Genomic DNA, 12,251 nt, shown 5'->3' with positions numbered 1-12,251 from the left:
TAAGTAAATATTAGATATTTTCTTGATCTCTTAATCTTTGGATGTATTGCGCTTTTTGAATCTGTGCTCTACGCTCTACTGAAGGCTTTGTAAATTGCTTACGATTTTGCAATTGACGTTTAGCTCCTGTTTTGTCAAACTTACGCTTAAAACGCTTTAGCGCTCTATCTATATTTTCTCCTTCTTTAACTGGTATTATTAACATAGTGTCTTAACCTCCTCTCTTTTAAAATTTCGGTGCGCAAATATAAAAACAAATTTATTACTGGCAATTAAAAAAATATTTTTTTTAATCGCCTTAACGACACCTTGTTAATCCTTAAATAATTTTGAGCGTTTGGTAAGGTCTTGAATTAACTTTTCATCTTCTTCACTTTCTAATAAAGTGTTGTAGTTATCCCAAAATGATTTGTTATATGGTTTTACCATAAATATATCATTATTCCATGTACCTTCAAGAGTTTTGTGTACTTCTTCCCGGTCTAAAATAATTTCAGTAAACAATACTTCTTGTACTGTATAATAGTAGCGTTCTTCTTTATTATAACGTTCTTTTTCTTCGTCGGTAATTTTTTCATCTGTATTAGAACCTACATTAACCAACTTAGGTGTTTCATAATAAATATAACTTGGATACATTTTATCCTGATACTCCATATAATTAATCACAAGTTTATGATTTAACTGTGTCCCAAACAATGCCTTGCTTCGGCTTTTTTGAGCAGGTGAAGCTGCAATTAAATCGTACTCGATCTTTTTTACAGAATAGTTATCATAATAGATGTATATCCATCCATCAGCTTCATAACCTTCGTTGAAAATCCCTTCGGTATCTAAACCTATAAAATCTGTACCTTTTGAAATTTTTATTTTGTAGATTTTTCTTTCATTATCTACCAAAATAGTATCTAAATCAAAATGATGCTTACTTAATATACCCTCACCAAAAAGCGATTTTGAAGTGTTAGAATTTCTCAACAAATTGAGTTTACCTTGAAAAAGATTTTGCAGCCCGTTAACCCTTGTATCATTCCACTTAATTGCTTTTACTAAAGACGCAGTTTTAATTGTATCTCGCTTTAGGTTTTTAGCTTTAAGATTTCTCATCTTGTGATGATACTTCAAATAAGAGGTATAAATCAACAAGCTATCGACATCTCTAAGGTCGTAGCTTTTTCTAACTTCATCAACATTAATTTTGAGATGGTCTTTTGAGCTAGCTTGGTATCCGGAATCGTAAACCGTTATTGCACTTTCAACAAGCCATTTAAATTCCTTAGTATTTCGCTCTTTATGTCTTAAAAATCCTTTTTGAAGATACGCCGAATCTGGTAAATTAACACTTAGTTTCTCTAGTGCTTTCAACACAATATCGTTACCTGTTTTGGGTCTTGTTTCGGCAACCAATAAGACTTCATCTAATGAGGCTATATCTTCTTCTAGATATACTTCAAAATCATTATCAAATTCGTTAACAGGTGTTTTAAAAGTTTTGTATCCTATTGAAGAAATTACAAGTGTATCTTTTTCATATTCTTGTGGCACTAACAATACAAACTTTCCATCTGCATTACTCACAGTACCAATTGTTGTATTTTGAACATAAATACTAGCACTTTCTAATGGCATTAAAGTAGCAAAGTCAACTATTTTATTTTTTAATTCAGTTTGACCAAAACTAGTTAAACTGAATATTCCAAAAATTAAAACAACGCCTTTTTTTAAGTGAGTTAAGTTCATTTGTTTGGGATTTTATGTTGCTGGCTTATAGTCTTTATTATCTAAAATCATTTTTGCCAATATTTCTCTAAGAATTTCTGATGTACCTCCACCAATTGGTCCTAATCTACTATCGCGAAGTAAACGTGCCATTGGATACTCTTCCATATAACCATATCCACCTAAAAACTGTAGGCAGTGATAAATAACATCATCGGCCATTTTAGTAGATTTGAGCTTACTCATAGTTGCTTCTTTAACTACATATTCGCCTTTATTTAATCTGTAAGCTACTGAGTAATTAAATTCTTTGCAAATAGTCATATCAGTATATAAATCGGAAAATTTATGTCTTAAGGCTTGAAATCTATCAATTGTTTTGCCAAAAGCGATACGCTCACTCATATACTGTTTAGCATAATCTAAAGCATATTCAGCTCTTGCATGTGCATTGATTCCCATAATTAATCGCTCTAAAGAAAAGTGCTGCATAATGTATGGAAAGCCTTTGTTTTCTTCTCCCATTAAGTTACTTGCAGGAATTGTAACATTATCAAAAGCTATCTCAGCAGTATCACTAGCTCTCCAACCTAATTTATCTAACTTGGTTGCAGAAATACCTGGAGTATCTCTATCCATAATAAAAATACTAATACCTTTATTTCCTGCTTCAGGATTTGTTTTAGCCGCTACTACCAAATAGTCACTATACACACCATTAGTAATAAATGTTTTTGATCCGTTGATTACATAAGTATCCCCTTTTTTAACTGCTGTAGTACGCATACCTGCAACATCACTTCCACCAAAAGGTTCAGTAATACAAAGGCAACCTATTTTTTCTCCTGTAATACTAGGTGCTAAATATTTTTCTTTTATATCATGACTACCTTCTGCATTTACATGAGTCATTGCTAAATACGCATGCGCCCAAATGTTTGCCGCAAAACCACCAGAGTTGATTTTTTGAAGTTCTTCCAAAAGAATAACAGTATAAAACAAGTCGAGATTTAAACCTCCATACTCTTCAGGGTATGCTAAACCAAAAAATCCCATCTCTCCAAACTTTTCCCAGATGAAACGTTCTACGGTTCCTGATTTTTCCCATTTTTCAATATGTGGAACGACCTCTTTCTTTAAAAAATCTTGTAAACTTTGTCTAAACAATTGATGTTCTTCGGTGAAGTACATGCTATTCATATATGCTTTTTTTATGTCATTAATTGAGTGTCAAATATAACTTAATTATCTCAATTTTATTTAGTGGAAAGTCTTTAACTTTTGCTAAATCGTCCAAAGATTTGAATCCTTCTCGTAAAGTTCTTTGTTCAATTATGGCATGTGCAATCTCATAATCAATATGCTGAATGGTAACCAATTCGTCTCTTGTAGCTGTGTTTAAATTTATCTTTTTTACTACTCTTGGCGTTTTAACGGTAAACTCATTTGTAAGACGTTCAATAACTTCTGGTGATAATCCATATACTTCTGTAAGTTGAACATCAGCTATAAAACCACCTTGAAACTTATTTCTATATTGAACAATTCGCTTAGAAAGTGTTTCTCCAATACCATTCACTTTTTGAAGTTGAGCAGCTGTCGCCTTGTTTAAATCTTGCTTTTGATTGTAGGTCTTAGGTGTATTATTATTTTGATATTGAAAAGTAGTTTTAGGCTTAGGATTAGTAACCCATTCTGGAAACTTAAAATAAGGAGAAATTGCATTCAGTAAAGAATCTGAAACCTGAGTAACTTCTTGAAACTGCTGTACCGAATTAATCCACTTATCTTGTTTTCGGTAAGTTAACAATCTATGAATTTCTTCATTGGTCATTCCTAAAGTATAGCCTTTGTAATCGGTAATAAAATTTGGATTAAAAGGATATAGTTTTGGTTTTCGGTTTTCAATTTCAACTAATCGAAGCGAATCTATTTCAGCTTTAAAATCACTTAATTCGTTTTCATCCACTTTTATTTCAGTTTCACTAAAATCAACAAAAAAGTAAACACACTGAAACGCAACGATGAGTAGCAACAATAAAAAAATCCCATTCCGTTGTTGCTTAGTGAACATGAAATGGGATTTAATATTTTTCATAATAGTATTTTACATGTGCTTAGTAATGTCTTCATGACCATCTTCTAAGGCTTCTTTTTTAATTGCAATAGCATCTAAGTAACGCTTCATTTCCTCTCTTACTTTAGGGAATAAGAGTAATAACCCAATCATGTTAGGGAATACCAACGCTAATATCATTGCATCAGAGAACTTAATTACTGCGTCTAAAGTAGCAGCAGCTCCAATAATTACAAATAATAAGAATAATATTTTATAAGTTAAATCAGCCGCTTTACCTCTTCCGAAAAGGTATTTCCAAGACTGTAAACCATAATAAGACCAAGAAATCATTGTTGAAAACGCAAACAATACAATAGCAATAGTTAACACATAAGAGAATCCTGGAATTACTGAGTCGAATGCTTCTGATGTTAAATCAACACCTCCTATTCGCTCTCCAGTAGCATTAATCATTACATTACTACCTTCAACAGCTCCATAAGTAAACACGCTTTGCATATTTGTACCATCAATATTAAAGAAAATGATAACTAGAGCTGTCATTGTACAAATAACTACAGTATCAATAAATGGTTCTAAAAGAGCAACAACACCTTCAGATGCTGGATATTTAGTACGTACTGCTGAATGTGCAATTGCTGCTGAACCTGCTCCTGCTTCATTAGAAAATGCTGCACGCTGGAAACCAACAATAAGCACTCCTATAAATCCACCTAGTCCTGCCATTGGTGTAAATGCTCCTTCCATGATTAACCCGAAGGCATCATCAATATATTTAAAGTTTGCGAAAATGATAATTAAAGCTGCTAATACATAGATCCCAGCCATAAAAGGGACAATTTTTTCAGTGATTTTAGCAATACGTTTGATACCTCCAATAATTACAATACCAACTAACACAGCTAGTATTAAACCAATTATAGAACCCGTTGCTCCACCTGAAACACCAATTAATGAAGATATTTGAACTGTTGCTTGGTTAGATTGAAATGCATTTCCACCTCCAAAAGAAGCACCAACACACAAAATCGCAAATAAAATTCCCAGTACTTTTCCTAGTCCTGCTTTGCCTGTTGCTTTTAATCCTTTTGATAAATAGTACATTGGACCACCATAGATAGTTCCATCTTTTCCTACATCTCTATATTTTACACCAAGAGTACACTCTACAAACTTGGTTGACATCCCTAATAATCCACATACAATCATCCAAAATGTTGCTCCTGGACCACCAGTTGCAATTGCTACTGCAACACCTGCAATATTACCTAATCCTACAGTACCTGAAACTGCTGTTGCTAATGCCTGAAAGTGAGACACCTCACCATGAGCACTTTCGTCCCTAATAGTATCTTGGATATCTTCTTCAGCTAACGCTTCGTCATTATCATATAATTTATCAACACCATGCTTTTCAATATCCACATATCGTCCTCTAACTGTATTAATTGCAGTTGGAAATTTAGTAATACTAGGTACTTTAAAATAAAGCGTAAAAAAAGTGGCACCTACAACTAAGAGAATAACCACTATTGGTACATTTAAACCTGCAATTGGGATAGACGTTAAAATAAATCCTTCCCAACCTTCAGCAACTGGCATAAAAGCATCATTTACTATTTCATCCAATCCTTTTTCTTGAGCTGAAATGGCTAGTGGTAAAATTAATGTCATTAGTGTAAGAAGATAGTTCTTCATGGGTATATTAAAATTTAGTTAGTTTAAGTATAATTTAATGTTAATTGGGTAACAAGATGCTAAAAAAAAATGAGTTTTTAAAACATCTAAGGTTAAATTGAATGTCTTGTTATTGAATATTGTATAGGGAATTAAGCTTTTTTATTTGTTCTGGTCTACCTAACACAATGATTTTTGATTTTGGCACCAATTCAATATCAGCTTCAGGATTAACAATATAATCGCCTTGTCCATCTTTAAAACCTATAACATTACATCCTGTTTTTTTACGAAGGTCTAAATCCCGAAGTGTTTTTATTGTTGATGGATTATAAAGCTTTTCTACTGCAATTTCTTCAATATTTATATTGGCTTTACCTACAATAGATAGGTTATCAATAAACTCAATCAAATCAGGAACCACAACCAAAGAAGCCATATGGTCTCCTCCTATCATATCAGGTAAAATAACATTATTTGCTCCTGCTAGCTTTAATTTATTGTAGGATGTTTGCTGAGAGGCTCTACTAATAATGGTCAAGTCTTTATTAATTTGTCTAGCTGAAAGCACTACAAATAAATTATCTGCATCATTAGGAAGTGCCGAAATTAACGTACTTGCTCTATCAATTCCTGCTTGTAATAAAATTTCATCTTCATTGGCATTACCTTGAATAAAGCTAACTAATTCACTTTGAAATTTGTCAATTATTTCTTTATCTTTTTCAATTACAACAAAGTCTTTTTCATAAGCTATTAACTTTTTTGCTGCTTGAGAACCGTTTCTTCCATAACCACAAATAATAATGTGGTTTTTAAGACTATCAATCTTTTTTTGCATCTTTTTTTGTTTTAGTTCTTCATAATTGCTTTTGCTTAAAATATATTCGGTAATAATGGATATAGCATAACCTACAATTACTATACTTGCCAAAATTAAAAATACCGTAAAAATTTTTGATTGCGTATCTAAAGGTTGTACTTCACCAAACCCAACTGTAGTAACGGTTATAACCGTCATGTATATTGCATCAATCCATGTGTAGCCTGATAACATTTTAAATCCGAATACACCTATAAGTATAACCAAAAGCAGCATTAATACTGCTGTGTAAATTCTGGATCTAAAGAGCTTTATTAATGGATTCATCTATAATTATAAGTCGAAAACCGAAGTGCGTTTAGTATAGAGCAAGTCTTTAATTTTCATCCAAAAGGCAATAAACAGGTATAATGCAAAACCAAAACCTAATGTTACAAAAGTAAGATACATAAACGATGTTCTAACCACTTTTGCTCTAATACCTATACGATCAGCAATACGCTGGCAAACATAGTAACCATGCTTTTGAAAATATAACAATGCCTTGTAAAAAATATTCATGCTGCAATGTAATGATTTTATTTAATGATTAACGAATTGCCTACTGCACATTGCAAACACTTTTTCTTATTGCAATATTCGGTTTTAAGTTGAATGAGTGCTTGAGAATATAATGCTGAATTAGGTATTTGTTTTAATGCTTTAAACGCTGAAACTATTGTGTTTTTTTCAGCACTTATTTGCTGTGCAACATCAACTATTTCAGAATCAATAAATTTACCATTTGCTTTAGCGTAAGCAAATTTGATAGGGATAACGGTATTAATCAAAAGCAAATCTATAAACGATTTTGACAACGCCTTTTTACTTGTTTTGGATGTTTTTGAAAACGTATAGTGTGTTTCCCAAAATGACGATACGCTAACTGAAAAAACAGCATACAACTCATCTATTGTTTTGGCTTCAATAATTTTTGAAAACAAATTTTGATGTTTATAATACAAACTTGCTAATTGTGACAACCTAATTGTTGGGAAGTTTGGTGGTCGTAACCTAAAAAAACGAATGGGTAAAACCTGCTCGTTACTCAATCCAAATTTATGTTTAAGGTAATTATATTCCTTTTCTAGATTTTGAAAGTAAGCGTTTTGCACATCATCATTGAGCAGTGCTGATTGACCAAATAACAAAGCTTCTAATTGAGTTTGGTTTGTAGTCAACTTTCGTACTATTGAAAAATCTACAGACTGAGCTAAACTCAAAAAAGCATCACCATTAACTTTTAAACCAAAATTCTTAGCCAACATTTTAAAAAGTACTGCTTCCCAAGCATTTTTTGAAGTGTTAAGCAGTGTATCAATAGCATTTGACTTTCGTTGTAGTCGTTCAAAAAACAAGCGCTCTAACCATGCGCTTAATGTAAAATCATCAATAGTTCCAAAGTCATCTTCGCAGTAAATCCACTTGTTAGATTGTGTGAAAAGTGCTTTATAGTTTTGGATAAGGTTAGCGTTTACAAAATCTTTGAGTTGCAACGTTGGTATAATGGTATTGTCTTTTCGATACACATCTGTATCATGTTCCCAAACCACATGAAGTATTACATTATCGTAAGCTTTGTCTTGTTCGTGCGAATGCACAAACCAATCGCTTGACTTCACATGAATTTCAACATTACCAGCCCACAGTTGTTGGTTAATATACAGCTGAGCATTAAAGAAATCTGGACCAGAATTATGATTATGCTGTCCTACAGATTTTATAGTAACAACTTCATTAGCAACAGTAGTTAACTGTTGAATATCAAACTTTTTGTGTTGCCATATATAATGAAGAAAATCCTCTTGCATATACTAAAAATAGAAAAATATTTAATACATGCTTCATGTAAAAACAGGCTATTTAATCAATATAGCCCATTTTTTTCATCCAATCATTATTAAACATTTTACCAACATATCTGCTACCATGGTCATGAAACAACACCACAACAACATCGTCTTTAGTAAAATGGTCTTTAAGTTGCAACAACCCTTTTATAGCTGCTCCAGCAGAATTACCCAAAAACATCCCTTCTTCTTTTGCTAAAAGCTGAGTATAAACTGCAGCATCTTTATCGGTTACTTTTGTAAAACCATCAATTATTGAAAAATCTACATTTTCAGGTAAAATATCTTCACCAATACCTTCAGTTACGTAAGGATAAATCTCGTTTTCGTCAAAAATTCCTGTTTCATGGTATTTTTTAAAGACACTTCCGTAGGTATCAATTCCCCAAACCTTTACCTCTGGGTTTTGCTCTTTTAAATATTTTCCAACACCTGAAATAGTTCCTCCTGTTCCAACTCCAACCACAAAATGAGTTACTTTTCCATCGGTTTGTTTCCATATTTCAGGACCAGTACTTTCATAATGTGCCTTTGCATTACTTGGATTATCATACTGATTAACATACCATGAGTTTGGTGTTTCTTGCGACAAACGTTTAGACACCGAATAGTAACTTCTTGGATCATCTGGAGCAACATCAGTAGGACAAACCACAACCTCAGCACCAACAGCTCTAAGAATATCCATTTTTTCTTTGGATTGTTTATCGCTAATTACAAAAATGCATTTGTAACCTTTTACAATTGCTGCTAATGCTAAACCCATTCCTGTATTTCCTGAGGTGCCTTCAATAATAGTTCCTCCTGGTTTTAAACGACCATCAGCCTCAGCATCTTCAATCATTTTTAAAGCCATACGATCTTTTACAGAGTTACCAGGATTAAATGTTTCGTATTTAGCCAATACCAAACATGGTAATTCTTCAGTAAGTTTATTGAGTTTTACCAATGGTGTATTACCAATGGTTTCTAGTATATTTTTAGCGTAGTCCATGTAATGCTCGTGACAACGAGTAACTTTTAGTTGTTATAATAAAATTTTAGGCAAAAGTAATTATTTTGATGAGATGCTGAAACACCTTAAGCACGACAACTCAAATTATTCAAACCTAATTGCTTTTACAGGAGCTATTTTAGAGATAATTACAGATGGCACCAACAACATAAGTAAACACACTACAAACGTGCCAATGTTTAATAACAAAATGTAATCTAAGCTTATATATACAGGAATGGTAGACACGTAATACTCTTCAGGATTTGGAAATTTAAGTAACCCTAAGTAGTGTTGCGCAAAAAGCAAAGACAATCCTATAAGATTTCCCCAAAACAAACCTAAACCAATTAAGTATGTAGCATTGTACAAAAACACTTTTCTAATGCTCCAGTTACTACTTCCTAACGCTTTTAAAACACCTATCATTTGTGTACGTTCTAGAATAAGCACCAATAAAGCAGTAATCATATTAATTCCTGCAACCAAAATCATGATACCAATTATTCCGTAGGTGTTGTTATCAAAAATTTTAATCCATTCAAAAATGGACAAAAACTTTCGAGTTACCGTTTGTGTATCGAGATTTGAAGGTGTTATTTTAAAAATCTCCCTTCCTTTTTCATCTAACTGTGAATAATCATCAATAAAGACTTCAAAATTCCCAACCTCATCAGGTTTCCATTTATTGAGTCGTTGCACATGCTTTAAGTCGCCAATAACAAAAGTTTTGTCAAACTCTTGAAATCCTGAATTGTAAATTCCAACGATTTTAAAGGCTCTTATATTTGGTATTTGATTAATGTCTTCTTTAGCAAAAACGGTTTGAAATGTATCGTTCAGTTTTAACTTCAACCTATTGGCTAAATACGAAGAAATCAATACTTCATTACTCATTGATTCACCAAAATTTGGCAGCTCACCTTCAACTAAAAATTCTTTAAGGTAATTCCAATCGTACTCTCTTCCTACTCCTTTATAAACTACACCTTCAAAATCGGTTTCGGTTCTAATAACACCAAACTTTTTAGCCACTGCCTGAATGTGCTTTACGCCTTCAACCTGATTAAAATTTGGATAGAACTCTTGATTGGTAGAAATTGGAGTTTCAGACTCGTCAGACACATTGGTGTCGTAATTGGTAATTATCACATGACCATTAAACGCTACAATTTTATCTCTAACCTTTTGTTGTAAGCCCAAACCAGTAGCAATAGCAATTAGCATCACTACAATACCAATAGCAATTGCTGTGATTCCTATTTTTATTATTGGAGCCGAAACACTACTTTTATACGTTTTACTACCAATAATACGTTTTGCTAAAAAAAACTCGTAATTCAAAATAAAAATATGCGATTAAAGGTCCTCAAAAATACGGTTTTATTATTTGTTTTAATAGGAATTTCATGCGGAAGTGGAGCTAAGTCTGAAGATAAAGAACAAAGCTATAATGAGATGCTTGCACATACTCAGCATGACGATGCTACTATTATAGTTGGAGCTAATCAAACCGAGGCTTATCTAGACATACTTAAAAATAAAAGCGTAGGTATTGTGGCTAATCAAACTTCGGTGATTTTTAAAGACACCAAAACGCAAGACCAATACACGCATTTGGTAGATTCTTTATTAGCCAAAAACATCAACATTAAAGCTGTTTATGCTCCTGAACATGGTTTTAGAGGAACTGCAAGTGCTGGAGAACTCATAAAAGATGGTGTTGACACTAAAACCAATTTACCTATTATTTCATTGTATGGTAATAATAAAAAACCATCTGCAGAGCAACTTGAAGGCATAGACGTTATAATTTTTGACATACAAGATGTTGGTGCTCGCTTTTACACTTACATTTCAACATTGCATTACGTCATGGAAGCTTGTGCCGAATTGAATATTCCTGTTTTAATTTTAGATAGACCAAACCCAAACGGACATTATACTGATGGTCCTATTTTAGAACCTGAGCATAAAAGTTTTGTTGGTATGCATCCTGTACCTGTTGTACACGGAATGACCATTGGTGAATACGCTAAAATGATTAATGGCGAACAATGGCTCAATAATGGTATTCAATGTGAGCTTACTATTATTCCTGTTAAAAATTACACTCACAAAACACCATACAGCTTGCCTATAGCACCTTCGCCTAATTTACCAAGTGACAAAGCTATAAACTTGTATCCTAGTCTTTGCTTTTTTGAAGGTACAAATGTGAGTGCTGGTAGAGGAACTCCAAAACCATTTGAAATTTACGGAAGTCCTTATCTTGACAAAGAGGTGTATACTTTTAAATTTTTGCCTCAACCAAATGCAGGTGCTAAATATCCAAAACACGAAGGCATGCTATGTTTTGGTGAAGACTTAAGTGGTAAAGATCATTTAAGCCGATTAGATTTAAATTACTTAATAGAAGCCTATAACAACACTATAGACAAACCTATTTTCTTCAACGATTTCTTTACAAAACTTGCCGGAACTACTGAGTTACGCAAGCAAATTGAAAACAAACTCACTGCTTACGAGATTAAAAAAACTTGGGTTAGAGGTTTAAAAGCCTATGATGAAATGCGTAAACCGTATATAATTTACAACTAGTCTTTTTTACTTTCAATAGCAGTTATTTTTATTTCACCATCACTAATTGGTTTTGGTCTATCATGAAGTATTTTTATAACAAATATGATTTTTAATGGTGATTGATCTACCACAAACATATGTTTTCCTTTACTAAGATGTTTTAAGGATACTTTAAATTCGTTTGTGCCTGCATAAGTATCAATTTCGCGTTTGTACTCTTTATTTATAGAATACACATACGTAATTTTTTTATCGCCTTTAAGAATTAAAGTGTCTTTGGTTTTGTTAAGCTCGTGATATAATCCGTTTGCTCTGTAGTTATTGTTCTTTTCGAGCAATGCAAAGTCTTTTTGACCGTAGTTTTTTTGTGCAGCAAGCCCAATAAATGAAGCTATTACAAACCTGCGATATTTTCCCATAAAAAATGCTATTAGTTACAACTAATATTGAATTAATAGCTTTTAAATTTTTGTAATACCCTCGTTA

12 protein-coding genes are annotated in these 12,251 nt (G+C 32.6%); 1 reads left to right on the top strand and 11 read right to left on the bottom strand.

From position 1 onward, the window contains the following. Positions 1-10 precede the first annotated feature (10 nt). From rpsU to A8975_RS04190, 10 genes are all read right to left on the bottom strand, one after another. Complete coding sequence (gene rpsU / locus A8975_RS04235) at positions 11-205, bottom strand: 30S ribosomal protein S21 (protein ID WP_129759061.1); 195 nt, start codon at positions 203-205, stop codon at positions 11-13. Between the two features lie 107 nt (positions 206-312). Continuing rightward, the gene (locus A8975_RS04230) at positions 313-1,740 is read right to left on the bottom strand and encodes a carboxypeptidase-like regulatory domain-containing protein (protein WP_134198788.1); all 1,428 of its coding nucleotides are present in this window, start codon (positions 1,738-1,740) and stop codon (positions 313-315) included. A gap of 12 nt (positions 1,741-1,752) precedes the next feature. Further along, a complete protein-coding gene (locus tag A8975_RS04225) occupies positions 1,753-2,919 on the bottom strand; it encodes an acyl-CoA dehydrogenase family protein (protein WP_131505772.1) in 1,167 nt (388 codons plus the stop codon). Between the two features lie 19 nt (positions 2,920-2,938). Next, positions 2,939-3,817, bottom strand: a complete 879-nt coding sequence (locus A8975_RS04220; RefSeq protein WP_134198787.1) for a ComEA family DNA-binding protein — start codon at positions 3,815-3,817, stop codon at positions 2,939-2,941. Positions 3,818-3,826: 9 nt separating this feature from the next. Beyond that, the gene (locus A8975_RS04215; RefSeq protein WP_134198786.1) at positions 3,827-5,497 is read right to left on the bottom strand and encodes an alanine/glycine:cation symporter family protein; all 1,671 of its coding nucleotides are present in this window, start codon (positions 5,495-5,497) and stop codon (positions 3,827-3,829) included. Between the two features lie 109 nt (positions 5,498-5,606). Beyond that, positions 5,607-6,626, bottom strand: a complete 1,020-nt coding sequence (locus A8975_RS04210; protein ID WP_129759066.1) for a potassium channel family protein — start codon at positions 6,624-6,626, stop codon at positions 5,607-5,609. A 6-nt stretch (positions 6,627-6,632) separates the two neighbouring features. After that, positions 6,633-6,860, bottom strand: coding sequence for a PspC domain-containing protein (locus tag A8975_RS04205; protein WP_129759067.1), 228 nt, complete (start codon positions 6,858-6,860; stop codon positions 6,633-6,635). Between the two features lie 17 nt (positions 6,861-6,877). Further along, on the bottom strand, positions 6,878-8,149 hold the full coding sequence (locus tag A8975_RS04200) for a DUF2851 family protein (RefSeq protein WP_134198785.1): 1,272 nt from the start codon (positions 8,147-8,149) through the stop codon (positions 6,878-6,880). A gap of 52 nt (positions 8,150-8,201) precedes the next feature. Continuing rightward, positions 8,202-9,182, bottom strand: a complete 981-nt coding sequence (locus A8975_RS04195; RefSeq protein ID WP_134198784.1) for a PLP-dependent cysteine synthase family protein — start codon at positions 9,180-9,182, stop codon at positions 8,202-8,204. 105 nt (positions 9,183-9,287) lie between these two features. Continuing rightward, positions 9,288-10,526: an ABC transporter permease gene (locus A8975_RS04190; protein WP_134198783.1), complete on the bottom strand. Its 1,239-nt coding sequence runs from the start codon at positions 10,524-10,526 to the stop codon at positions 9,288-9,290. A 9-nt stretch (positions 10,527-10,535) separates the two neighbouring features. On the opposite strand from A8975_RS04190, the gene A8975_RS04185 reads away from it, so the two are divergent. Then, positions 10,536-11,783, top strand: coding sequence for an exo-beta-N-acetylmuramidase NamZ domain-containing protein (locus A8975_RS04185; RefSeq protein WP_134198782.1), 1,248 nt, complete (start codon positions 10,536-10,538; stop codon positions 11,781-11,783). Here A8975_RS04185 and A8975_RS04180 read toward each other — a convergent pair. Next, the gene (locus A8975_RS04180) at positions 11,780-12,184 is read right to left on the bottom strand and encodes a hypothetical protein (protein ID WP_134198781.1); all 405 of its coding nucleotides are present in this window, start codon (positions 12,182-12,184) and stop codon (positions 11,780-11,782) included. The two genes, A8975_RS04185 and A8975_RS04180, sit on opposite strands and share 4 nt — an antisense overlap. Positions 12,185-12,251 lie beyond the last annotated feature (67 nt).

This window comes from Meridianimaribacter flavus, from assembly GCF_004366715.1.
Lineage (GTDB): Bacteria > Bacteroidota > Bacteroidia > Flavobacteriales > Flavobacteriaceae > Gaetbulibacter_B > Gaetbulibacter_B jejuensis.
The sequence above is the reverse complement of the archived record's forward strand: the minus strand, read 5'-3'. Positions and strand labels throughout refer to the sequence as shown.